The sequence below is a fragment of the Streptomyces palmae genome (assembly GCF_004684805.1).
In the GTDB taxonomy this organism is placed as follows: Bacteria; Actinomycetota; Actinomycetes; order Streptomycetales; family Streptomycetaceae; genus Streptomyces; species Streptomyces palmae.
Window position 1 is genome coordinate 1 of record NZ_SRID01000062.1, and the last position, 23,962, is coordinate 23,962.

Sequence of the window (23,962 nt, forward strand, 5' to 3'; positions counted from 1 at the left end):
GGGTGGTGGTGGGAGACGGGCGGGAAGGGGGCGCGCAGCGATTCCTTTGAGGGTGGTGGTGGGAGACGGGTGGGCGTCTCCCCGGCGCGCTCAGCCGAGGGCGCGGTCGAGATTGAAGGCGGCGCTGACCAGGGACAGGTGGGTGAAGGCCTGGGGGAAGTTCCCGCGCTGCTCCCCGGTGCGGCCGATCTCCTCGGCGTACAGACCGAGGTGGTTGGCGTAGGTGAGCATCTTCTCGAACGCGAGCCGGGCCTCGTCCAGGCGGCCCGCCCGGGTCAGGGCCTCGACGTACCAGAACGAGCAGATCGAGAACGTGCCCTCCTCGCCGCGCAGCCCGTCCGGGGAGGCCAGCGGGTCGTAGCGGTAGACAAGTGAATCGGAGACCAGGTCCTCGCCCAGCGCCTCCAGGGTGGCGAGCCACTTGGGATCGGTGGGGGAGATGAACTTCGCCAGCGGCATCATCAGCACCGAGGCGTCGAGTACGGCGCCGTCCTCGGACTGGACGAAGGCATGCCGCTCGGCCGACCAGCCGTGCTCCATGATCCGGCGGTAGATGGCGTCCCGGGACCGCTCCCAGCGCGGCGTGTCGGCGGGCAGCCCGCGGTGCCGGGCCAGCCGCATGGCGCGCTCGATCGCCACCCAGCACATCAGCCGCGAGTAGAGGAAGGGGCGGCGCCCGCCGCGGGTCTCCCAGATGCCCTCGTCGGGCTGGTCCCAGTGGGCGCACACCCAGTCGACCAGCTCGCCGACGCGGTCCCAGTGGGCGCTGGAGATGGGCTGCCCCCACTTGTCGTAGAGGTACAGGGAGTCGATCAGCGCACCGTAGATGTCCAGCTGCAGCTGGTGCACGGCGCCGTTGCCGACCCGGACCGGGGAGGAGCCCCGGTAGCCCTCCAGGTGGCGCAGTTCCCGCTCGGGCAGATCGTGCCGCCCGTCGATGCCGTACATGATCTGGAGCGGCCCCTCGCGCGCGGCCGCGTCGAGCGAGACCCGTTCGGTCAGGAAGCCCATGAAGGCCTCCGCCTCGGCGGTGAACCCCAGCCTGAGCAGGGCATACACACAGAAGGCGGCGTCTCGGACCCAGACGTAGCGGTAGTCCCAGTTGCGCTCGCCACCGATCTGCTCGGGCAGGCTGGTGGTCGGCGCGGCGATGATGGCCCCGGTCGGCGCGTAGGTGAGCAGCTTGAGCGTGAGCGCGGAGCGGTGCACCATCTCGCGCCAGCGCCCGCGGTAGCGGGACTGGGACAGCCAGCGCCGCCAGTAGCGCACGGTGGCGGTGAACTGCCGCTCCGCCTCGGCGACGGCGCATGCCCGGGGGGCCAGCGCGCCGCCCACCCGGTCGAGGGCGAAGACGGCGGTCTCCCCTTCGTGCAGCTTGAACAGCGACCACACGTCCGGGCCGGTGACCTCCAACGGCACCGTGGCGGTCAGCGCGAGGCTCAGTGAGGGAGACTCGAAGACCGCCTGGCCCTCCTGCCGGTGCACGGTGTGCGGCTCGGTGCCGTACGCGAAACGGGGCGCCACCCGGGCGCGGAACGGCAGCGTCCCCCGGACGCACACCACCCGGCGGATCAGCCGGTGCCGGTCGGCCTCGCGGGAGTCGTCGCCGATCGGCATGAAGTCCTGGATCTCGCCGACCCCGTCATCCGCGAAGAAGCGGGTGATCAGCACATTGGTGTCGGGGAAGTAGAACTGCTTGGTACGCGCCGGCACGTCCGCGGCCAGCTCGAAGGCGCCACCCCGGTCGGCGTCGAGGATGGCGGCGAAGACACTGGGCGCGTCGAAGCGGGGGCAGCAGTACCAGTCGACGGTGCCGTTCGAGCCGACCAGCGCCGCGCTGCGCAGATCACCGATCAGGCCGTGCTCGGCCACCGGCAGATAGCGGGTGGTCTCCTCGCCCGGCATGCCGGGTATCCCGGTGTACCCACCGGCCTCCATGGTCATCTCGGCCTCCCTGCACACCGGTGACCGCTGTCTTGCCACGGGCCGCCGGGCCGTCGGCCCCGGTCTTCAGAATATGCCGTCCGCCGCGCCCCGGCCTGCTCGCGGCGGAGCGCTCACAGGGCGGCCCGGGCCACCTGCTCGGCCGCCCGGTGCTCGGCGTTCGGCGGGTCCAGCTCACTCACGGGCAGCAGCGAGGTGTCGTCCCTGAGAACCTCCTCCCAGTCATCGGCCAGCTGCCGCTGCTGCTCGGCGGGCAGCGCCGCGACCTCCTTGCGGGTCGCCGGGCTGAGCGCCTTGAGGAACCGCGCCACCGTGTCGGTCTCCATGATCCACCTTGCTGTCCGTGCGGCCTGGTGCCCGGGGCGGTGGTCGCCCCCGCACCTTCCATCCCTTCCAGCCACCGGCGCGGGCGGACACCCCGGCGGCGGCAAGGCCACTCGAACGGAGTCGGACGGTCCCGGGGCCCTCAGGCGTCGCCCGGGGTGTGCCGATGAGTTTCCGGGAGCGCACCGGTCACCACTGGCACAGGGCCACGGGGCCCGGCGACGGGAAGGAGAGGACGATGCCCAGGATCACCCCCAATCTCTGGTTCGACACCCAGAGCAAGGAGGCGGCCGAGTTCTACTGCTCGGTGTTCCCCAACTCGAAGATCACCAAGGTCACGTACTACGGCGAGGCCGGACCCCGCCAGGCGGGCACGGTGATGACCGTGGACTTCGTGCTCGACGGCCAGGCGTACACCGCCATCGACGGGGGGCCCGAGTTCACCTTCTGCGAGGCGGTCTCCTTCCTCGTCAACTGCGACGGCCAGCAGGAGGTCGACTACTACTGGGAGAAGCTGACCGCGGACGGCGGGCAGGAGGTGCAGTGCGGGTGGCTCAAGGACAGGTTCGGGCTGTCCTGGCAGATCTGGCCGGTCCAGGCCGACGAGATCCTCGGCGACCCGGACCAGGAGCGGGCCACCCGTGCGATGCGGGCCATGCTCGGCCAGAAGAAGATCGACCTGGCCGCGCTGCGGGCAGCCGCCGAGGGAGCGTAGCCGCCGGGCCTCGCCGCGGGCCCATGGCAGGGGCGGAGCGGCCGGTGCCGGGGCCCGATCAGCCGGAGCGCAGGGCCCGGGCCGCCGGCTCCCGGGCCTCCGGCGGCGGGGGAGCGACCTCTTCTCGGACAGTGGTGCGGGCATGGTCCACCAACTGCCGCAGTACGGCGGCGGTGGCGGCGACATCGGCCTCCTCGGCACCGCGCAGGGCCTGCCGCAGATAGCCCTCGCTCGCCTGCCGGAGGCGGTCGAGGGTGGCCGTGCCGCGCTCGGTGATGGCCACCTGGCGCACCCGTCTGTCCACGGCGTCCGTGGTGCGATCGACCAGGCCCTGCGCCGCCAACTGCCCGATCTGGCGCGTCACATGGGAGGGCTCGACCAGCAGCCGCGCGGCCAGGTCGCCCACCCTGCTGACGCCCCCGCCGCTCTCCAGGGCCATCAGCAGGTACAGATCGGACCGGCCGATGCCGACCCCGGCGCGCGCGGCCATCCGCTCATGCGTCTGGGAGCGGGTGAGCAGATAGGAGATGGTGGTGAGCACTCTCTCCAGGCTTGCGACGGCATCCTGCGGGGGCGCGGGCTCTGACATGGGGAAACCTTAGCGGCAGCGCCACCGGGCGCCATGGCCCGCGCGAATGGCCGATAACCGCGTTCACCGCGGAAGGCGCCCTACCTGTCCCGGTGAAGTCGGCGTTACCGTCACGAAGACGGCACTTGCTTAAGTTAGGCAACTGATCCGAGGGCGCTGAGCCGTGCCCGCGCCACCGTGCCGCACGACGATCCACCCGCGAACGGCGGGCGTGGCGCGGCGGCGCGCCCGCCGCCCTCCCGCCTACCAGTCCGATCAGGGAAGGAACAGCCGCATGACCACCGCGGAACACCCGACCCGACTCACCGTCACGGCATCCCGGGGCGGTTGCCCCTTCGACCCGCCGGCCGTCCGTGCCCACCAGGCCCAGGCGGCACCCATCCGGCAGGTATCCCTGTGGGACGGCAGCGGATGCCTGCTGATCACCGGCCACCAGGAGGTCCGCCAGGTACTGAGCGACGCCCGGTTCAGCGCCGACACCACCCGGCCCGGCTTCCCCTTCCTCAGCGCCGGCCGGCGCGCCCTGAGCACCGGCGGCAAGAGCTTCATCCGGATGGACGATCCGGAGCACTCCCGGCAACGCCGCATGCTCACCGGCGACTTCACGGTGCGCAAGGTGGAGGCCATGCGCCCCTGGATCCGGCGCATCGCCGAGGACCTGCTCGACGCGATGACCGCCGGCCGCACCTCGGCCGACCTGGTGACCGGGTTCGCGCTGCCGCTGCCGTCCCTGGTGATCTGCCGGCTGCTCGGCGTCCCCTACCAGGACCACGACTTCTTCCAGGAGTGCAGCCGTATCGCGCTGCACAACGACTCCACGCCCGAGGAGGTGGACCGCGCCCAGCGGGAGTTGGGTGACTACCTCGTCGAACTGGCCCGCGGCAAGCGGTCGGCGCCGGACGACAGCATCATCAGCCGGCTGGCCGCCCGGGACGGGGTGGACCTCGAGGAAGTCGCCGCGATGGGACGGCTGCTGCTGGTCGCCGGTCACGAGACCACCGCCAACATGACGGCCCTCTCGGTGCTGGCGCTGCTGCGCCACCCCGGCCAACTGGCCCGCCTCCGCGAGGAGCCGGCGCTGATCGTGGACGCCGTCGAGGAACTCCTGCGCTACCTCACCATCGTGCAGAACGGGCTGAGCCGGGTCGCCACCGAGGACGTGGTCGTGGCCGGACGCACCATCCGGGCCGGGGAGGGCGTGATCTGCGCGCTGGACACCGCCAACCGGGACGCGGACACCTTCCCCGCCGCGGACGTCCTCGATGTGGGCCGCGGCTCCCGCCGCCATGTGGCCTTCGGCTTCGGCGTCCACCAGTGCCTTGGCCAGCAACTCGCCCGGGTGGAGCTGCAGATCGCCCTGCGGACCGTGCTCGACCGGCTGCCCGGAATCCGGCTGGCCGTCCCCTTCGAGGAGATCGGCTTCCGCGAGGACTCGGCCATCTACGGAGTGCGCGCCCTGCCCGTCACCTGGTGAGGCCCGCGCCCGGCTCGGCTCGGGCCGGCCGGGGCAGGCGTGTCGCGGGGCCGCTCGGCGGCGGCGGTGCGAGCGGTCGTACCGCCGCCTCCCATCCCTGCGCCCCAGGAGCGGGATGGTCACCGGATGGGGAGAAGAGCGCCCCGCTCGGCGGCCGGGCGCGGGCCGAAGATGCGCCGCTCCTCCTCGGTGATGGGGACGTCGTTGATGCCGGCCTCCCGGCGGTGCATCAGCCCGTCCTCCGAGAACTCCCACAGCTCGTTGCCGTAAGCACGCCACCACTGACCGGCCGCCTCGCGGTACTCGTACTGGAAGCGCACCGCGATCCGGTTGCCCCGGAACCCCCACAGCTCCTTGCGCAGGGCGTAGTCGAGTTCCCGGGCCCACTTCTCGCGCAGGAAGGCCACGATCTCCTCCCGGCCGGTGACGAACCGGTCCCGGTTCCGCCAGACGGAGTCCTCGGTGTAGGCGAGCGCGACGCGTTCGGGATCGCGGGTGTTCCAGGCGTCCTCGGCGGCCTGGACCTTCTGGAGCGCGGTCTCCTCGTCGAACGGCGGGAACGGGGGGCGTGGTGCCACGGTGTGCTCCTCATCCTTGTGGTCCACATCGGGAGAACGATCGTTCTCCCGATGTCGGATACTCTAGAGAACGATCGTTCTCGGCGCCAGTGGGAGATGCGGTGGACCACGACGAGGCTCGCTCACGGCTGTTGGACACGGCCGAGCGGCTGTTCTACGAACGCGGCGTCCAGGCCGTGGGCATGGATGAGCTCCGCGCCGCCTCCGGGGTGTCGCTCAAGCGCCTGTACCAGTGCTTTCCCTCCAAGTCCGAGCTGGTGGAGGGCTATCTGAGACGCCGCGACGAGCGCTGGCGTGCCGCCCTGTCCGACCATGTCGACCGGCACGGCGCCACCGCGCAGGACAGGCTGCTGGCGGTCTTCGACTGGTTGCACGCGTGGTGCGCCGCTCCCGGCTTTCGGGGCTGCGCCTTCATCAACTCCTTCGGTGAGCTGGGCTCCGTCTCGGACGGGGTGGCCGGTGCCGCTCGCGACCACAAGCGCGCCGTCCGGGAGTACGTGGCCGATCTCGCGGACGATCTGCGCGTCGACGACCCGGCCGCGCTGGCCGACCAGCTGCTGCTCCTGATCGACGGTGCCATCACCACCGCCGCGATCAGCGGCGACCCCGCCGCGGCCCGGCACGCCCAGGTGGCGGCCGGCACCCTCATCACCTGTGCGCCCCGCCGCCCGGCGACCGCGTAACCGCTTGCCTGACGGCGAGGGCGCGGATGCAATGGCCGTCGTGGTCGTCCAGGTGCTCCCGCCGCGACGGGACGAAATGAACGTGCGCCACCGTGCCGTGCCACCCCGCGATCCCGGCGCACCGCGACCGAATCGCCGTACCGGAGGTTCCCCCGCGTGAGTACGCCGTCATCGCCGCGTGGAGCGGCACCGACCGAGGGCTCATCCGTCCGGATCGGCGCTCTCCTGCCGCTGACCCGACCGGGCTGGGCGGCGGCGGGCCGACACCTGCTTGCCGGCCTCGAGCTGGCCGTCCAAGAGGTCAACGACTCCGGCGGGATCCTCGGAGGGCCACTCGAACTGGTGATCCGCGACACCGCCGCCGATCCGCAGCGGGCCGCGGCGGCGGTGGACGAAATGGCGCGCCTGGGCGTGGCCGCCCTGGCGGGGGAGTACCACAGCGTCGTCGCCCGCGCCGCCGCGGCCAGGGCCGACGCCCTCGGTCTGCCGTTCCTCTGCTCGTCAGCGGTGATCGACCAACTCACCGAGGAACCGACGGAATGGGTCGCGCGGCTGGCCCCGGCGCAGTCCCAGGGCTGGCGGACCTACGCGGACTTCCTCCTCGGCGCGGGCCACCGCCGGATAGCCGTGGCAGCCGAGCCGAGCGTCTACTGGGCGGCCGGGACCCGGATCCTGCGGGACCACCTCGCTCCACGCGGCGGCACCCTCGTCGAACTCGACATGCGCGCGCTCACCCCGGCGGCCGTGTGCGAGGAACTCGTCGACCACCGCGCGACGGCCCTGCTGCTCCTGGTCGGCCACCCGGAGCCGGCGGTGTCCCTCGTCAGGTCCGTCCGCCGCGACCGGCGCCTCACCGAGATCATGATGTGTGCTCCGGCCGGGCAGCCGGAGTTCGCCGAATGGGCGACCCTGCTGGGCCACGACGGCGCCGGGATCCCGTTCCTGCGCTACCTGCCCGAGCGCCTCGGCCCGCTCGGCACCCGAGTCGAGACGGCCCTCCGCGCGCGGTTCCGACAACGCCTCCTACTCCGACATGGTGTTAGGCCTGTTCAAGATCCTCGGCTACAACTTCAGCCCGCGCTTCCGTGACCTGGACGACCAGCGGTTCCGGCGGGCGACGATGCCCGGCGTGGAAACCGGCACGTACGGGCGGCTGGAGAACATCGCCCGCAACCGCGTCAACCTGAACAAGGTGATCACGCACTGGCCGGACATGCTGCGGGTGGCCGGCTCCCTGGTCACCAACCAGGCCCGCACCTACGACCTGCTGCGCATGTTCGGCCGCGAGGGACGGCCCACCCCGCCGGGGCAGGCGTTCGGGCCTTCGGGTGGCGCCCTGCGGTCGTTGCGCGACCCGGACCCGGACGCGGTCGAGCTCGACGATGACGACGACGGGCGGGAGTGAGCCGGCGCGATCAGGTCATGACTCGATGTGTGGCGCGCCGAAGGTGCGCCGGTAACCCTGGGGCGTGGTTCCCAGCCGTCGGGCGAAGTGGTGGCGGAGGTTGTCCACAGTGCCGAAGCCAGACCGCTGGGCGATGGTGGTGATCGGGGTGTCGGTGGTTTCCAGGTAATGCTGGGCGAGCAGGACGCGCTGACCTGTCAGCCACTGCAGCGGGGTGGTTCCGGTCTCCTGCTGGAATCGGCGGGCGAAGGTGCGCGGCGACAGGTGGGCGTAACGGGCCATCGCCTGGACACTTAGGTTCTGGTCGAGGTTGGCTTCGATCCAGACCAGAACAGGGCTGAGGGAGCCAGTTCCTCCCTGGGGATGAGGGCGTTCGCGGTACTGGCGCTGACCGCCTTCTCGGTGCGGGGGCGCGACCATGCGGCGGGCGATCGCGTTGGCAACGGTACTGCCGTGTTCTTTACGGATCAGATGGAGACAGGTGTCGATGCCGGCGGCGGTGCCGGCCCCCGTGATGACCGCTTCCTCATCGACATAGAGCACGTCCGACTCAACCCTGGCCTGTGGGTAGCGGCGGGCGAGTTCCTCGGTATAGCGCCAGTGGGTGGTGCAGCGTCGGCCATCCAGCAGGCCAGCTTCGCCCAGAAGGAAGGCGCCGGTGCAGATGCTCAGGACACGGGCGCCTCGCTCGGCGGCGGCACGCAGCTCATCGACCAGGCGCTCCGGCTGCCGCACGCTCAGATCGTAGGCCGGGACACAGACGAGATCCGCGGAGGCGAGCCGCTCCAGGCCATGCGAGGCCCGTACGTCAAAGCCGTGTCGCGTGGGCACGCTGTGGTCTCCTGCTGAGACGAGGGCGAAGTCGTAGACGGGCAGCGCATCGTCACTCCGGTCGATGCCGAAGACCTCGCAGAACACGCCCAGCTCGAAGGCGTAGCTGCCTTCAAGGGCCAGGACGGCGACATCGCGAAGCATCAGTGCCCAGTCTCCTTCACAACCAAAGGCGGTGGCGGGAATTTCAGCCTACCCGTCATTTCTGCCACTTCCGGTCAGGTCTCGGTCCTGAAAGGCTTGCAGCAATTCCACCTCTCCGACATCTGGATACCCGATGACCACCAGCCTTCCCTCCACCAGTACCACCGCGATTTCGGCGCAGGCCGCACAGGTCCTGCGCACACTCGCGCTCGACGAGGAACTGAAGTGGCGCATTCCGGAAGATCCGGTCATGGGCCCCCTGGCCCGCAAGGTCGCCCGGCGCTTCGTAGCCGGCGAAACCCTCACCGATGCGCTGGACCGCGCGAAGCGCATCCTCGCCGACGGCCACCGCGTGAACGTGGAGTACATGGGGGAAAGCTGCCGCGATCAGCAGCGCGCCGCGGCAGAAGCTGATGTATTCCTCGATGCCGCCCGCCTGCTGCCGCCCGGCTGCTCGATCTCCCTCGATCTTTCCCACATCGGTCTCGCTGTCGACGAAGAACTCGCACTGGCCAACGCCACCCGCATAGCCCAGGCCACTGCCGAGACCGGGCGGGAGATGATCATCTCGGCTGAAGGCTCCGACCGCACTGACGCAGTGCTGGCCCTGCACCGCGCCTTGTGCGAACGCTTCGACCACGTGGGCATCACCGTCCAGGCGCGACTGCATCGCACGGCCGAAGACCTGCGGGCACTCCTCGCCCTTCCTGGCCGCATCCGTCTGGTCAAGGGCGCCTTTCTCGAACCCGAGGACATCGCCTACCCGCGTGAGGCCCCCGCCCTGTCCGCTGCCTACGTCGACTACGCGGAACAACTGGCCGATTCAGGTCACCTATGCTCCTTCGCCACCCACGACTGGGATTTGATCCACCGCATCGACCACCACCTCGGCGGGACAGGTCACGAAACCGCCCCCTGGGAGTTCGAAACCCTCCTCGGCCTCGGACCCGACCGTCTCGACGCCATGGCCGAGCGAGGCCACCCCACTCGTGAATACGTCGTCTTCGGCACTGAATGGTGGCTCTACGTCTGCAACAGGCTCGCCGAGGACCCTCAGCGCCTGCTCCAAGCCCTTGTTGACGCAGCAGCTTCCTGACCACCCCACACGTCAGTTGCACAGGTCGCCGCCGTCACCCCACGATCATTCTCACAAATGACCAGTCGCGAGAGTTCTGCGAGAACTCCGAAGCCGATCCCGTTCTCCAGGTCGCCGTTCGCAGAAGTCCTCTCAAAACCCCGGCGTTCTGCGAGACAGTTCTGACAGAACGCCAGGGTGGAATCTGACACTACATCCGCGAGAAGACCCCGCCCTCCCCGCGAGACCGGCCCTCTCGTCGGCCGGACAGGGCGCCTAGACGGTGTCCGCAAGCGGGGCCTGGTCGGGCCGGCCACGGGGCGCGCCGGCCGTGTCGTGGCTCGGGCGGCGGGTGCGCTCCGCCCAGGCGGCCACCGGCGGGCCTGCCGCGCCCACGGCCGCGAAGAACGCGCCGAGCAGCAGCCAGCCCGCGTGTCCGAGTCCAAGGACCGCCGTCGTGAGGACCACCGGAGCCAGGGCCTGCCCGGCGTCGAAGCCGACACCGAAGAGGCCCTGGTACTGCCCCTGGGCATGGTCGGGGGCGAGGCCGAAGCCGAGCGCGTAGCCGCCGGAGGACTCCCATACCTCTCCCAGGCTGTGCACGGCGACGCCGAGGACGGCGAGCCCCGGCGCGAGCCATACCGGAACGTCCGCGGTCAGCGCCATCAGGGGGCAGCTCACCAGGAAGAACAGCCCCGCGAGGCGGAACGCCCGGCCGCCCTGGCGCGGTGTCTCCACCCGGGAGCCGATCCGGCTCTGGAGCAGGACGCACACCCCGCTGTTGACCGCGTAGACCGCCGCCACCGTCCAGTGGGGCGCGTGGGTGTGGGCGGAGAGCCAGATCGGCAGCAGCAGGGAGACGGTCTGGTACTGCAGCCCCATCGCGCCGTAGAGCGCGACGAAGGTGACGAACGGCCGGTCGGACAGGACGGTCCGGCCGTGGTGCTCCTCGGGCCGGGGGAGGGGCCGGTAGTTCGGGACGCCGGCCAGGGCGATCAGGCCGGCGCAGGCGAAGCTGGCCGCGTTGGCCAGGATGAGCGCGGTGTACGCAGCCCGGGTGTCGACCGTGACGGCGAAGGCGGCGCCCAGGGTACCCAGAACCACGCCGAGGTTGACGAACGTGCGGAGCTTCGCCCTGAAGGCGGCCGGGCGTTCACCACCGGCCCGGGCCACGAGCGCACCGCCCGCGGCGCCGCTCGCCGTCGCCGCCCACCTCGCCCGGGACGGTCCGGCACCCCACGAGCGAAGGGGCCGCCGGGCCGGCGAAGGACACCGGCCCGGCGGCCCCCTGGCGGAGCCCGAGGACCCCGGGCGGCTCAGCGCGCCCGGGGAACCGGGCCGCTACTCCTGCTCACGCGACCGGAGCCAGCTCTGGATGGCCTCGGCGGTCGACTCCGAGTGCGCCTCCATGATGGTGAAGTGGTCCCCGGGTACGTCGACCAGCTCGTGCGGCCAGGGCCACTTGGAGCGCCAGGCATCGTCCTTGAGTACCTCGGGCGACGGGTTCGGCGGTTGGCAGGCGTGCACCTGGAGCGTCGGTGCGTCCACCCGCACCGGCGACCAGCCCTCGAACGCCCGCAGATAGCCGCCCTGCCCGGTGAGCTGGGTGCCGGTCAGCAGCTCCAGCTCCCCGCCGGGGGCCCGGACCATCCGCTCCACGATCTCGTCCAGCAGCACCGTCCGGAACTTCGAGGTGTCCGGATAGGTGTCGATCAGCACCACGCCGGCCGGTCGGTCGCCCCACTCCTCCAACCGGCCGGCGACCGCGTTGGCCATCCAACCGCCCGAGGAGTAGCCGAGCACCGCGTACGGCTCGTCACCCACCGCGCGGCGCACCGCCTCGGCGTGGAAGTCGACCACGGGCTGCAGCGTCGCCGGGATCAACTCCCCGGGCCGGAAGCCCGGGTGCCGGAGCACCGTCACCTTCCGCTCGCCGCTGAAGACGGTCGAGAACCGGTAGAAGAAGTTCGGGCTGGCCGGCGCGATCACCGGGGGAAGGCACACCAGATGGGTACGGTCCCCGGAGGTCAGCTGGACCGGGGGCAGCGGCTCGCCCGCCTCGGCCACCGTGGTGAACATGGGCCGTACGGCCGCGGCGGCCCGCAGCATGTGCAGGGCCTCGTCGTACCGGCGCAGCCGGAACCCCTGCCGGTACAGCACGCTGATGGTGTCGTCCGGGGAGGCGGGCGCCGTCGCGGGTGCCGCACCGTCCACCGGTGCGCCACCGGCGGCCAGTTCGGTACGCAGATGCCGGCTCAGCCCCCTGACGGAGGCGTGGTCGAAGATGAGCGTGGTCGGCAGTCGCAGCCCGGTGGCCTGGCTCAGCCGGTTGCGCAACTCCAGCGCGGTCAGTGAGTCGAAGCCCCATTTCGGCATGGCGTCGCTCGCGGCCAGCGCGTCCGGCGAGGCATGCCCCAGGACCGCCGCGGCCAGCTCGCGCACCAGGTCGTGCAGCACCTGCTCCTGCTCGTCCGCCGGGAGTCCGGCCAGCCGCGCGAGCAGGTCGCCGGTGCTGGCCGCGGAGCCCGCGGTGGAGCCGCCGGTGGCGTGGGCCGCCGCGGCGCGCTTCGCGGGCGGGCGCACCAGACCGCGCAGTACCGGCGGCACACCGGCCCCCTTGGCCCGCAGCGCGGCGGCGTTCGGCCGAACCGGCGCCACCACGGCCATCCCGGTGGTGGCCAGGGCACGGTCGAACAGGGCCAGCCCCTCCGCCTCCGAGAGCGCGTCGACGCCCAGCCGGGACGCGCGGGCCAGGTCGGCTCCGGTCATCTGCCCGGTCATCGCGCTGGCCTGGGCCCACAGACCCCACACCAGGGACAGGCCCGGCAGGCCGGCCGCCCTTCGGCGCAGGGCGAGCCCGTCCAGGAAGGCGTTGGCCGCCGCGTAGTTGGCCTGGCCCGGGCTGCCCAGCGTGCCCGCCAGCGAGGAGAACAGCACGAACGCCGAAAGCTCCGACCGCCGTGTCAGCTGGTGCAGATGCCAGGCCGCCTCCGCCTTCGGCCGCAGCACCCGGTCCACCCGTTCCGGATCGAGGGCGTCGATCACGCCGTCGTCCAGCACCCCGGCCGCGTGCACCACGCCGGTCAGCGGATGCTCCGGCGGTACCGCGGCCACCAGCGCGGCCAGCGCGGACCGGTCCGCCACATCGCAGGCCGCCAGGGTCACCTCGGCGCCGAGCCCGGTGAGTTCGGCGCGCAGCTCCTCGGCGCCCGGCGCCGCCGGACCTCCGCGGCTGACCAGCAGCAGCCGGTCCACCCCGTACGCGGTCACCAGATGCCGGGCGAGGAACCCGCCGAGGGTGCCGGTGCCACCGGTGATCAGCACCGTGCCGCCGGGCCGGAAGACGGCTTCCTTCGCGCCCTCTGCCCGGTCGGCGGCGGGCTCGATCCGGGCCAGCCGGGGCACCCGCGGCTCTCCCTCGCGCAGTGCCACCTGCGGTTCGTCCCCGGCCAGCACTCCGGCCAGCGCCTCGTCCGAGGCGGTGGAGCCATCCAGGTCCACCAGGAGGAAGCGGCCGGGGTGTTCGGACTGCGCGGACCGGATCAGCCCCCACACCGCGGCGCGGGCGAGGTCGGCGACGGTCTCCTCCGGGCCGGCCGCCACCGCACCCCGGGTCACCACGGCCAACCGGGCGTCGCCGAAGCGCTCCTCGGCCAGCCACCCCTGCACCAGCCCCAGGGCGCGGTGCACGGCCGCCCTGGCCGCGGCTGCCGGGCCGGACCCGTCGGCGTCATCGGTGTCGCCGGGGGTGCCGGCGGTGCGGGCGGTCGTGCCGAAGGAGGCCACCACCACGGTCCCGGGTCCGTCGGCGTCCACCGCGGCCTCCGCGAGATCGCGGCAGCGGTCCGCCTTCACCCCGGCGGCGGCGAACATCCCGCCCAGCTCGAGATCGTCCTGCGCCAGGACCACCCGGCGACCCTCGGGAACCGCCGCCCGCACCGGCGCCACGGGCCAGTCCAGCCGGAACAGCGGCCCGACCGGTCCGGTACGACCCACCTCCAGCCGGTCGACGTCCACCGGCCGCAGCACCAGCGACTCCACGGAGGCGATCGGCTCACCCGCCGCGTCCGCCAGCTCCACGGCCACCGCGTCCGGCCCGGCCGGAGCCAGCCGTACCCGGGCGGCGGCGGCACCGACGGCATGCCGCCGCACCCCGCGCCAGGAGAACGGGAGCCGGGCCCGCCCCGACTCCTCGGCCAGGCCCTCCACCCAGCCCAGGCCGACGGCGTGCAGGGCGGCGTCCAGCAGCGCCGGGTGCAGCCCGTAGGCATCGGCCTCCACGCTCTGCTCCTCGGCGAGTCCGACCTCGGCGAACACCTCCTCGCCGCGCCGCCACGCCGACCGCAGCCCCTGGAACGCGGGCCCGTACGGGAACCCGGCCGCGGCCATCGTCTCGTACGCCCCGTCCACCGCGAGGGGCTCCGCGCCGGCCGGCGGCCATTCCGGAAGAGGATCCGGGGCCGCGCCGGCGCCGGCCGCCAGTACCCCGGTGGCATGCCGCGTCCACGCCTCGTCGCCGGCCGCGTCCACCTTCTCGCCCGGGCCCTCCGGGCAGCTGTCCACCGCCACCGTGCGGCGCCCCGAGCCGTCCTCCTCGCCCAGGGTCAGCCGCAGTCGCACCCCGCCGTGCTCGGGCAGCGGCAGCGGCACGGTGATGGTCAGCTCGTCCAGCACATCGCAGCCCACCAGCGCCCCGGCCGCCAGGGCCAGTTCCACGAACGCGGTGCCCGGCAGCAGCGCCACCCCGCCGACCACATGGTCGGCGAGCCAGGGGTGCGCGGCGAGCGACAGCCGGGTGGTGGCCACCAGGCCCTGCCCGTCGGCCAGCCGCACCGCCGCCCCCAGCAGCGGGTGGCCGGCGGCGCTCAGCCCCAGCTCCGCCACCGCCCGGTCACCGCCCGGGGTGTGCGGGGCCGACAGCCAGTAGCGCTGCCGCTGGAAGGCGTAGGTGGGCAGCTCCACCGCCCGACCGCCCCCGGCCGGCACCGGCCAGGCCACCGGCACTCCGCGCACATACGCCTCGGCCAGGGCGGAGTGGAACCGCGCGCGGCCACCGTCGTCGCGGCGCAGCGTGCCCAGCGCCACACCGCCGGACTCCCGCAGGGTGTCCTGCACCGGCATGGTCAGCACCGGGTGCGGGCTCACCTCCAGGAACACCCCGTGGCCCGCGTCGGCCGCGGCCCGCACGGCACGCTCGAACTCCACGGTGTGCCGCAGGTTGCGGTACCAGTACCCGGCGTCCAGGGCGGTGGTGTCCAGCAGTTCACCGGTGAGCGCCGAGTAGAACGGCACCCGCCCGGCCCGCGGCCGGATGCCGGCCAGCGCCTCGACCAACTCCGCCTCCACGGCCGCCACCTGCGCCGAGTGGGATGCGTAGTCGACCGGCAGCCGCACCGCCCGCACCCCGTCCGCGGTGGCCGCGGACACCAGGGCGTCCAGCGCCTCCGGCTCCCCGGAGATCGCCACCGTGCTGGGGCCGTTCACGGCGGCGATCGACAGCCGGTCCCCCCAGGGGGCGATCCGCTCCTCCGCGTCGGCCACCGAAGCGACCATCGAGACCATGCCGCCACCGCCGGCCAGCGCACGCAGCACCCGGGAGCGCAGCGCCACCACCGCGGCCGCGTCCTGGAGGGAGAGGGCCTGGGCCACACAGGCCGCGGCGATCTCGCCCTGGGAGTGGCCGATCACCGCCGAGGGCGTGACCCCGTAGGAGCGCCACAGCTCGGCCAGCGACACCATCACCGCCCACAGGGCGGGCTGCACCACGTCCACCCGGTCGTACCCCGGGGCGCCCGGGGCGCCGCGCACCACGTCGAGCAGCGACCAGTCGGTATGCGGCGCCAGTGCCGCGGCGCACTCCTCGAGCCGCGCGGCGAACACCGGCTCAGCCGCCAGCAGCTCCAGCGCCATGCCCTCCCACTGCGCGCCCTGACCGGGGAAGACGAACGCGACCCGCGGATCGGACGCCACCGCCCCGCGCACCACCGACACCTCACCGGGCGCCTCCGGTTCGTCCCGCGCCAGCGCGGCCACCCCGGCCAGCAGGGCCTCGCGGTCATCGGCGATCACCACCGCCCGGTGGTCCCACACCGCCCGGTCGGCCAGCAGCGCGCGACCCACCTCCACCGGCTCCACCTCGGGCCGGGCCAGCAGATGGGCGTGCAGGCGCTCGGCCTGGCCGCGCAGCGCCGCCTCGGTACGGCCCGAGAGCACCCAGGGCACCCACCCGGCAGCCGGCGCCGGCGCCCCGGCCGGCTCCTCGGGGGCCTGCGCCGCCTCCCGTGGCGCCTGCTCGAGGACGACATGGGCATTGGTGCCGCTGATCCCGAAGGAGGACACCCCGGCCCGGCGCGGCGCGTCGCCCTCCGGCCACGGCCGGGCCTCCGTCAGCAGCTCCACCACCCCGGAGGACCAGTCCACATGCGAGGAGGGGCGGTCCACGTGCAGCGTCCTGGGCAGCACCCCGTGGCGCATCGCCTGCACCATCTTGATCACGCCGCCGACCCCGGCCGCCGCCTGCGCGTGCCCGATGTTCGACTTCAGCGACCCCACCCACAGCGGCCGGTCGGCGGCCCGGCCCCGGCCGTACGCCTCCATCAGCGCCTGTGCCTCGATCGGGTCGCCCAGGGTCGTCCCGGTGCCATGGGCCTCCACCGCGTCCACGTCCGAGGCCGCCAGCCCGGCCGCCGCCAGCGCCTGACCGATCACCGCCACCTGCGCGGGCCCGTTCGGCGCTGAAAGGCCGTTGGAGGCACCGTCCTGGTTCACCGCGCTGCCCCGGACCACGGCCAGCACCGGGTGGCCGTTGCGTCGCGCGTCGGACAGCCGCTCCAGCGCCAGCACGCCGACGCCCTCACTCCACCCGGCACCGTCGGCGGCGTCCGCGAACGCCTTGCAGCGCCCGTCCGGGGCCGACACCCGCTGCCGCGCGGAGGCGACGAAGGCCCAGGGGGTGGACAGGAAGGTGGCGCCGCCGGCCAAGGCCAGCGAGCACTCCTGGTGCCGCAGCGACTGGCAGGCCAGATGCAGGGCGACCAGTGACGAGGAGCACGCGGTGTCCACCGTCACCGCCGGCCCGGTCAGCCCGAAGGTGTAGGAGATGCGGCCTGAGGCCACGCTCCCGGAGCTGCCGTTGTAGAGGTAGCCCTCGAACTCCTTGGGAGCCCGCGGGAACCGGCTCGCGTACTCGCTGGCGAGCACACCCAGGAACACCCCGGCCCGGCTGCCCCGGGCCCGGGTCAGGTCCACCCCGGCCCGCTCGCACGCCTCCCAGGCGCTCTCCAGCAGCAGCCGCTGCTGCGGGTCCATCGCCATCGCCTCACGCGGCGGGATCCCGAAGAACTCCGCGTCGAAGTCCGCCGCCCCCTGGAGGAAGCCCCCCTGCCGGGTGTAGGAGGTGCCGGGGTGGTCGGGGTCCGGGTGGAACAGCGCGTCCAGGTCCCAGCCGCGGTCGGTGGGGAAGTCCGTCACCCCGTCCCGGCCCTCGACGAGCAACTGCCACAGCTCCTCCGGCGATCCGACCCCGCCGGGGAACCGGCAGCTCATCCCGATGATCGCGATCGGTTCCCGGTCCCGCTCCTCGACCTCGCGCAGCCGGCGCCGCGCGGTACGCAGGTCGGTGCCGGCCCGCTTGAGGTAGCTGCGGAGCTTCTCCTCGTTCTCCATGCTGTGTCACTTCCTGATCTCGGCGAGGCCGGTCACTGGTCGGGGTCCTGGCTTTCGAGCTCCTCGTCGAGGAGCGCGAAGAGTTCACGGTCGGTGGCGGTGCTCAGGTCGTGCTCGGCCTCCCGATCCGGTGCCGCGCTCCGCGCCCCGCCCCACCGGGCCAGCAGGGCGCGCAGCCTGGCGTCGACCTTCTCGGCGGTCGCGGTGCCGCACGCGGGGTACTTGGCCAGGCCGAGTACGGCCGCCTCCAGCCGGTCGAGCTCGGCGAGCACCTCCGTCCCGTCCTCGCCACCGTCCGCGTCCAGGGGATAGCGGGAGAGGACGAACGCGGCGATCGCCTCGGCCGAGGGGTGGTCGAACGCGAGGGTGGCGGGAAGCCGCAGCCCCGTCGCCGCGTTCAGCCGGTTGCGCAACTCGATGACGGTCAGCGAGTCGAAGCCGAGGTCCTTCAAGGCCCGCGCCGGCCCGATCCGCTCGGTGGTGGCATGCCCGAGCACCTGGGCGATCTCGGCGCTCACCACGTCCAGCACGAGCTGGTGGCGCTCCTCCCGGGGGAGGGCGGCCAGCCGCTCGGGAAGTGCCGCGGCCGGGTCGGGGGCCGCTGCCGCGGGCCGCACCACGGCCCGCAGCAGCGGATGCGGCGCGTCCGCGGCGCATCCGCGTGGCGCGGCCTGGTCCAGCCGGAACGGCACCAGCAGCTCCCGGCCGTCGGCGACCGCCGCGTCGAAGAGCGCCAGCGCCTCCGCGGTGGGCAGCGGGGCGATCCCGGACCTGGCCAGCCGCGCACGGTCGGTGCCGCCCAGGGCGGCGGTCAGCCCGCTCTCCTCGGCCCACAGCCCCCAGGCCAGCGACACACCGGGCAGCCCGGCCGCCCGGCGGCGCATGATCAGCGCGTCCAGCGCGGTGTTCGCGGCGGCGTATCCGGCCTGGCCCGCGCCGCCCAGCATCCCGGCCAGCGAGGAGAAGGCCACGAACGCGGACAGCGGCGCCCCGCGCGTCAGCTCGTCCAGGTGTAGTACGCCGTCGACCTTCGGCGCGAGCACGGTCGCCAGCCGCTGCGGAGTGAGCGAGCCGAGCACCCCGTCGTCCAGCACCCCGGCCGCGTGCACCACCACGCCCAACGGGCGGTCCAGGGAGGCCAGCAGCCGCGCCACCGCCTCCCGGTCGGCGACATCGCAGGCCGCCACCGTGACCTCGGCGCCCAGCGCGCGCAGCTCCTCGCACAGCGCCGCCGCGCCCTCGGTGGCCGGGCCGCGCCGGGAGGTCAGCACCAGATGGCGCGCCCGCCACCCCGTCACCAGATGCCGGGCCAGCGCGCGGCCCAGGGTGCCCAGGCCCCCGGTGACCAGCACCGCGTGCTCGGGATCGAAAGCGCGGGGCACGGTGAGCACCAACTTGCCGATGTGCCGCGCCTGGCTGAAGAAGCGGAACGCGTCGGGAGCGCGCCGCACATCCCAGGTCCGGGTGGGCAGCGGACGCAGCGCGCCGCTTTCGAACAGGCCCACCAGATCGGTCAGCATCTCCTGGATCCGGTCGGGGCCGGGCCGGGCCAGGTCGTAGGTCTCGTAGCCGACACCCGGGTACGTCCGGGCCAGGACCCGCGGATCGCGTACGTCGGTCTTCCCCATCTCGATGAACCGCCCACCGCGCGGCAGCAGTCGCAGCGAGGCGTCGACGAACTCGTCGATCAGGGAGTTCAGTACGACGTCCACGCCGCGCCCCCCGGTGGCGGCGGCGAACCGGCCCTCGAACGCCAGGTCCCGGGAGGAGGCCAGATGGGTGTCGGGCACCCCCGACGCCCGTACCGCCGGCCACTTGGCGGGGCTGGCCGTGGCGAACACCTCGGCGCCCCAGTGCCGGGCCAGCTGCACGGCCGCCATACCGACACCACCGGCCGCGGCGTGCACCAGCACCGACTGCCCGGCCCGCAGCCCGCCGAGGTCGCGCAGTCCGTAGTACGCGGTCAGGAAGGCCACCGGCACCGAGGCGGCCTCCACGAACGACCACCCCTCGGGCACCCGGACCACCAGCCGCCGGTCGACCACGGCCACCGGTCCCACCGCTCCGACGACCAGCCCCATCACCCGGTCGCCCACCGACAGCCCGGTGACCTCCGTGCCGACCTCGGTGACCACCCCGGCCACCTCGCTGCCCAGTTGGTAGCCGGCCGGACCGGCGTCCAGCGCGAGCAGCACGTCCAGGAAGTTCACCCCGGCACAGCGCACCGCGATCCGCACCTCCCCAGGAGCCGGCGGCCGGTCCGCCGCCGGGACCGGGACCAGCGCGAGGCCGTCCAGCGAGCCCTTGCGCTCGACGTCCAGCCGCCAGGTGCCGGTGTCCGAGGGGACCGCCAAGGCGGGCCGCCGGGCCGCGCGGACCAGCCGGGGCGCGCAGACGCTCCCCGCCCGCAGCGCCAGTTGGGGCTCGCCGGTGGCGAGCGCGGCGGGCAGTGCCCGACAGGACGCCGGGTCGGCGTCCAGGTCCACCAGGACGAAGCGGCCCGGATGCTCGGACTGCGCCGAACTCACCAGACCCCAGACGGCGGCCTGCGCCGGGTCGGGGGTGTCGGTGTCCACGGCGCCACGGGTGGCGACCACCAGCCGGCCGCCGGCCGCGCCGGAGGGGCACCGCCCCTCGTCCGTCCAGGTCCGCGTCAACTCCAGGGCCCATGCGGCGGCCGCCCGCACCGCTGCCGCGCCATCCGCCCCGCCCCGCACCGGACAGGGGGCGACCACCATGTCGTCCGCGGTCTCGGCCTCGTCCAGGGCCGCCAGCGGCCGCACCGGCAGGCCCGCCTCGGCCAGACCGAGGGCATCGGTGCCGACCACCGCCAGGGGATCGGCGGGTGGTGCGTCCGGCGCGGCGACCGCATCCCAGGCCACCTCGAAGAGCGACTGGGCCACGGCCCGGTCGGGACCGCCGAGCCGACCCAGGTCCGCCGGCCGCATCGCCAGCCCGTCCACCGAGGCCACCGGGCGGCCCCGCTCGTCCGCGACGGCCAGCGCCATCTCTCCGGCGCCCTTCCGCGACCAGCGCACCCGCAGGACGGGGCCGCCGCTCGCGTACAGCCGCACCCCCGTCCAGCTCAGCGGCAGTACGGCACCGCCGCCGTCCTGCTCCATGGCGTGCAGCACGGGTGCGTGCAGGGCGGCGTCCAACAGCGCCGGATGCACCTCGAACCCCTGGTCACCGGGGCCGGCCGCGTCCGGCAGCGCCACTTCGGCGCAGACATCGCCGGCCACCAGCCAGGCGGCCCGCACCGCCCGGAACGCCGGGCCGTAGGTGTACCCCCGCTCGGCGGCACGCTCGTACAGCCCCTCGACGTCCAGCGGCACCGCGCCCCGCGGCGGCCAGGCGCCGAGCTCCACCGGCGCGCCCCGGCCCGCGGCCAGCGTGCCGCCGGCGTGATGGGTCCAGGGCGCGTCCGGCTCCGCGTCCTCGGCGCGAGCGTGCACGTCCAGCGCGCGGCGTCCGTCGCTCTCGGCGCCCACCGCGATCCGCAGCTGGACCCCGCCCCGCTCCGGGAGGACCAGCGGGACGCGCAGCGTCAGCTCCTCGACCTCGGTCAGGCCGCAGTGCCGGGCCGCGTGCAGGGCCAGTTCCACGAAGCCGGTGCCCGGGAACAGCACCCGGCCACCCACCACATGGTCGGCCAACCACGGCTGGCTACGTGCCGACAGCCGCCCGGTGAACAGCACGGTCTGCTCCGTCGGCCCCGTGACCACGGCACCCAGCAGCGGGTGCCCGGTGGCCGTCACCCCGAGCCCGGCCGCCGCCTGCTCCGGCGAGGAAGCCGCCTGGGAGGGCAGCCAGTAGCGCTCCCGCTGGAAGGCGTAGGTGGGCAGATCGACCCGCCGACCGGTTTGGCCGGCCAGGAAGGCGGGCGAGTCCAGCTCCGCTCCACGGGCGAACAGCCGCGCCGCGGCGGCGGTCACCGCCTCGATCTCCGGCAGCCCGTCGGCCAGCGCGGGCACGAAGACCGCCTCCGGCGCGCACTGCCGGCCCAACGCACTGAGCGTCTCGCCCGGACCGAGCTCCAACACGGTGGCCACCCCCTGGGCGAGCAGCGCGTCCACCCCGTCGGCGAACCGCACGGTCTGCCGCAGCTGCCGCACCCAGTGCTCCGGCGAGCACAGCTCGTCGCGGTCGACCGGACGGCCGGTCACCAGGGACACCACCGGAATACGCAGCGCGCCGAAGGACGCCTTCTCCACCACCCGCCGGAACTCGGCCGACAGCGGCTCCACCAGCGGGGACTGGAACGCCCGACTGCCCGGCAGCCGCCGCACCCCGCGGCCCTGCCGCTGGAAGTGGGCCGCCAGCGCGAGCACCTCGGCCTCGGCACCGGACAGCACCAGCGAAGCGGGCCCGTCGACGGCGGCGACGGCCACCCGGTCGGCGCGATCCGCCAGCAGCGGAGCCACCTCCTCCTCGGTGGCACACACCGCGACCATCGCCCCGTCTGGCGGAAGGGCCCGCAGCACCGCCCCCCGGGCGACCGCGATGGCGCTCGCGTCCGCGAGCGGGAGCGCCCCGGCCACCGTGACCGCCACCAGCTCGCCGACGGAGTGACCGGCCACCACATCCGGCCTGATCCCCCAGGACTCCCACAGCCGGAACAGCGCCACACCGACGGCGAACCACACCGGCTCGGCGTACCCCGGATCCTCCAGCGACTCGCCGTCGCCACCGAACAGCACCTCCCGCAACGGGAGGTCCAGCAGCGGATCCACCTGCGCGCACACGGCGTCCAGGGCGTCGGCGAAGACCGGGTACCGCGCATGCAGCTCCCGGCCCAGGCCGAGGGGCGGGGAGCCCTGTCCGCAGAACAGCACGGCCAGCGCCCCCCCGTCCGCCGCCCCGCGCACCAGGTTCGGTACGCCCCGGCCCTCCGCGAGGGCGGCCACTCCCGCCAGCAGCCCGGTCCGTTCGCTGCCGAGCGCCACCGCCCGATGCTCCAGCGCGGCACGACCGACGGCCAGCGAGTAGCCGATGTCCACAGGGGACAGCTCCGGCCGCGCGCTCACCGAGGTGTGCAGCCTTTCGGCCTGCTCCCGCAAGGCCGCCTCGGTGCGTGCGGAGAGCACCCACGCCACCGGCGCGCCCGTCCCTCCCTCGGCCTGATGGCCGAAAGACGCCTCCACCGCCGGTGCCTGTTCCAGGATGGCGTGGGCGTTGGTGCCGCTGACCCCGAAGGACGACACCGCGGCCCGGCGCGGACGTCCCGTCTCCGGCCACGGCCGGGCCTCGGTCAGCAGCTCCACCGCGCCCGCGGTCCAGTCCACGTGCGAGGTCGGCCGGTCCACGTGGAGTGTCCTGGGCAGCACGCCGTGCCGCATCGCCTCCACCATCTTGATCAGCCCGCCGATCCCGGCCGCCCACTGGGTGTGGCCGAGGTTCGACTTGAGCGACCCCAGCCACAGCGGGCGCCCCTCCTCACGCCCCTGTCCGTACGTCGCCAGCAGCGCCCGTGCCTCGATGGGGTCGCCCAGCGTGGTCCCGGTGCCGTGCGCCTCCACCGCGTCCACCTCCGCGGCCGACAGCCCCGCCCGGTCCAGCGCCTGCTCGATCACCCGGGCCTGAGCGGGACCGCTGGGCGCGGTCAGACCGTTGGAGGCGCCGTCCTGGTTGACCGCCGTTCCCCGCACCAGGGCCAGGACCGGATGGCCGTGGCGGCGCGCGTCCGACAGCCGCTCCAGCAGCACCAGCCCGGCGCCCTCGCCCCAGCCGGTGCCGTCGGCGGCCTCGGCGAAGGGCTTGCAGCGCCCGTCCTGCGCCAGCCCGCCCTGCCGGCTGAACTCGGAGAAGGAGGTGGGCGCCACCATCACCGCCACGCCGCCGGCCAGCGCCATGGAGCACTCACCCCGCCGCAGCGCCGCACAGGCCAGATGCACGGCCACCAGCGAGGACGAGCAGGCGGTGTCCACGGTCAGCGCCGGCCCCCGCAGGCCCAGCACATAGGCCACCCGCCCGGACAGCACGCTCTGCGCGTCACCGGTGAACCGATAGCCCTCGGTCCCCAGGGCGGCCTGGTCCAGGGGACCGCCGTACCCCTGCGCCGCGGCGCCGACGAACACCGCGGTCTCGGTCTCCCGCACCGACCTCGGGTCGATGCCGGCCCGCTCGAGCGTCTCCCAGGACAGCTCCAGGATCTGCCGCTGCTGCGGGTCCATGGCCAGCGCCTCGCGCGGCGAGATACCGAAGAAGTCCGCGTCGAAGTCCGCCACGTCATGGAGGAAGCCGCCCTCGACGGTGGTGCTGCGCCCCGCCGCCTCGGCACCGTCCTCGTACAGCTGGTCCAGATCCCAGCCGCGGTCCGTCGGAAACGCCCCGATCACATCACGCTCGGCTGCGACGAGGTCCCAGAGGTCTTCGGGGCCGCGGACGTCGCCGGGGTAGCGGCAGGCCATGGCGACCACCGCGATGGGGTCGTCCTCGGTGGGGTGGTGGGTGGTTGTCGCCGGGGTCCTGGTCTGGGTTGGGGTGGTGTGGTCGCCGAGGAGGGTGGTCCACAGGTGGTGGGCGAGTTGTCGGG

12 protein-coding genes and 2 pseudogenes are annotated in these 23,962 nt (G+C 73.8%); 6 read left to right on the forward strand and 8 right to left on the reverse strand.

The features are described 5' to 3' along the window. Positions 1–90: 90 nt before the first annotated feature. Complete coding sequence (locus E4099_RS09710; protein WP_245244724.1) at positions 91–1,938, reverse strand: glycoside hydrolase family 15 protein; 1,848 nt, start codon at positions 1,936–1,938, stop codon at positions 91–93. Between the two features lie 119 nt (positions 1,939–2,057). Next, positions 2,058–2,270, reverse strand: a complete 213-nt coding sequence (locus tag E4099_RS09715) for a hypothetical protein (RefSeq protein ID WP_135338566.1) — start codon at positions 2,268–2,270, stop codon at positions 2,058–2,060. Positions 2,271–2,506: 236 nt separating this feature from the next. Between E4099_RS09715 and E4099_RS09720 the strand changes: the two genes are divergently transcribed. Continuing rightward, positions 2,507–2,983, forward strand: a complete 477-nt coding sequence (locus E4099_RS09720) for a VOC family protein (RefSeq protein WP_135338567.1) — start codon at positions 2,507–2,509, stop codon at positions 2,981–2,983. A 58-nt stretch (positions 2,984–3,041) separates the two neighbouring features. Here E4099_RS09720 and E4099_RS09725 read toward each other — a convergent pair whose 3' ends face one another. Continuing rightward, entirely contained in the window at positions 3,042–3,572 is a 531-nt protein-coding gene (locus E4099_RS09725; RefSeq protein ID WP_135338568.1) for a MarR family winged helix-turn-helix transcriptional regulator, read from the reverse strand. Between the two features lie 274 nt (positions 3,573–3,846). Here E4099_RS09725 and E4099_RS09730 point away from each other — a divergent pair, with 274 nt between their 5' ends. Next, a complete protein-coding gene (locus E4099_RS09730) occupies positions 3,847–5,046 on the forward strand; it encodes a cytochrome P450 (protein ID WP_135338569.1) in 1,200 nt (399 codons plus the stop codon). Positions 5,047–5,165: 119 nt separating this feature from the next. Here the strand turns inward: E4099_RS09730 and E4099_RS09735 are convergent, their stop codons facing one another. Beyond that, on the reverse strand, positions 5,166–5,624 hold the full coding sequence (locus tag E4099_RS09735) for a nuclear transport factor 2 family protein (RefSeq protein ID WP_135338570.1): 459 nt from the start codon (positions 5,622–5,624) through the stop codon (positions 5,166–5,168). A gap of 101 nt (positions 5,625–5,725) precedes the next feature. On the opposite strand from E4099_RS09735, the gene E4099_RS09740 reads away from it, so the two are divergent. From E4099_RS09740 to E4099_RS09750, 3 genes and pseudogenes are all read left to right on the forward strand, one after another. Next, the gene (locus E4099_RS09740) at positions 5,726–6,307 is read left to right on the forward strand and encodes a TetR/AcrR family transcriptional regulator (RefSeq protein WP_135338571.1); all 582 of its coding nucleotides are present in this window, start codon (positions 5,726–5,728) and stop codon (positions 6,305–6,307) included. Positions 6,308–6,463: 156 nt separating this feature from the next. After that, positions 6,464–7,396 (forward strand): ABC transporter substrate-binding protein, encoded by a 933-nt coding sequence (locus E4099_RS09745; protein ID WP_135338572.1) that lies wholly within the window; start codon positions 6,464–6,466, stop codon positions 7,394–7,396. Beyond that, positions 7,299–7,670: pseudogene (locus tag E4099_RS09750) on the forward strand (Tn3 family transposase); the annotation flags it as partial. The gene E4099_RS09745 and the pseudogene E4099_RS09750, both read left to right, overlap by 98 nt. Positions 7,671–7,727: 57 nt before the next feature. Here the strand turns inward: E4099_RS09750 and E4099_RS09755 are convergent. After that, positions 7,728–8,687: a GlxA family transcriptional regulator gene (locus E4099_RS09755; RefSeq protein ID WP_135338573.1), complete on the reverse strand. Its 960-nt coding sequence runs from the start codon at positions 8,685–8,687 to the stop codon at positions 7,728–7,730. A 133-nt stretch (positions 8,688–8,820) separates the two neighbouring features. On the opposite strand from E4099_RS09755, the gene E4099_RS09760 reads away from it, so the two are divergent. Further along, positions 8,821–9,783, forward strand: coding sequence for a proline dehydrogenase family protein (locus E4099_RS09760; RefSeq protein ID WP_135338574.1), 963 nt, complete (start codon positions 8,821–8,823; stop codon positions 9,781–9,783). A gap of 255 nt (positions 9,784–10,038) precedes the next feature. Here the strand turns inward: E4099_RS09760 and E4099_RS09765 are convergent, their stop codons facing one another. From E4099_RS09765 to E4099_RS34820, 3 genes and pseudogenes are all read right to left on the reverse strand, one after another. Then, complete coding sequence (locus E4099_RS09765) at positions 10,039–10,935, reverse strand: MFS transporter (RefSeq protein ID WP_245244722.1); 897 nt, start codon at positions 10,933–10,935, stop codon at positions 10,039–10,041. 168 nt (positions 10,936–11,103) lie between these two features. Then, positions 11,104–17,427 carry a type I polyketide synthase gene (locus E4099_RS09770; protein ID WP_135338575.1) on the reverse strand — a complete coding sequence of 2,108 codons (6,324 nt, stop codon included), beginning with the start codon at positions 17,425–17,427 and terminating at the stop codon, positions 11,104–11,106. 32 nt (positions 17,428–17,459) lie between these two features. Continuing rightward, a pseudogene (locus tag E4099_RS34820) lies at positions 17,460–23,864 on the reverse strand (type I polyketide synthase); the annotation flags it as partial. Positions 23,865–23,962: the final 98 nt, after the last annotated feature.

What these genes read in the sequence shown, in the direction of transcription:
- E4099_RS09710 (WP_245244724.1), bottom strand. Translation starts at nt 1,938, where the DNA reads ATGGAGGCCGGTGGGTACACCGGGATACCCGGCATGCCGGGCGAGGAG.
- E4099_RS09715 (WP_135338566.1), bottom strand. Translation starts at nt 2,270, where the DNA reads ATGGAGACCGACACGGTGGCGCGGTTCCTCAAGGCGCTCAGCCCGGCG.
- E4099_RS09720 (WP_135338567.1), top strand. Translation starts at nt 2,507, where the DNA reads ATGCCCAGGATCACCCCCAATCTCTGGTTCGACACCCAGAGCAAGGAG.
- E4099_RS09725 (WP_135338568.1), bottom strand. Translation starts at nt 3,572, where the DNA reads ATGTCAGAGCCCGCGCCCCCGCAGGATGCCGTCGCAAGCCTGGAGAGA.
- E4099_RS09730 (WP_135338569.1), top strand. Translation starts at nt 3,847, where the DNA reads ATGACCACCGCGGAACACCCGACCCGACTCACCGTCACGGCATCCCGG.
- E4099_RS09755 (WP_135338573.1), bottom strand. Translation starts at nt 8,687, where the DNA reads ATGCTTCGCGATGTCGCCGTCCTGGCCCTTGAAGGCAGCTACGCCTTC.
- E4099_RS09760 (WP_135338574.1), top strand. Translation starts at nt 8,821, where the DNA reads ATGACCACCAGCCTTCCCTCCACCAGTACCACCGCGATTTCGGCGCAG.
- E4099_RS09770 (WP_135338575.1), bottom strand. Translation starts at nt 17,427, where the DNA reads ATGGAGAACGAGGAGAAGCTCCGCAGCTACCTCAAGCGGGCCGGCACC.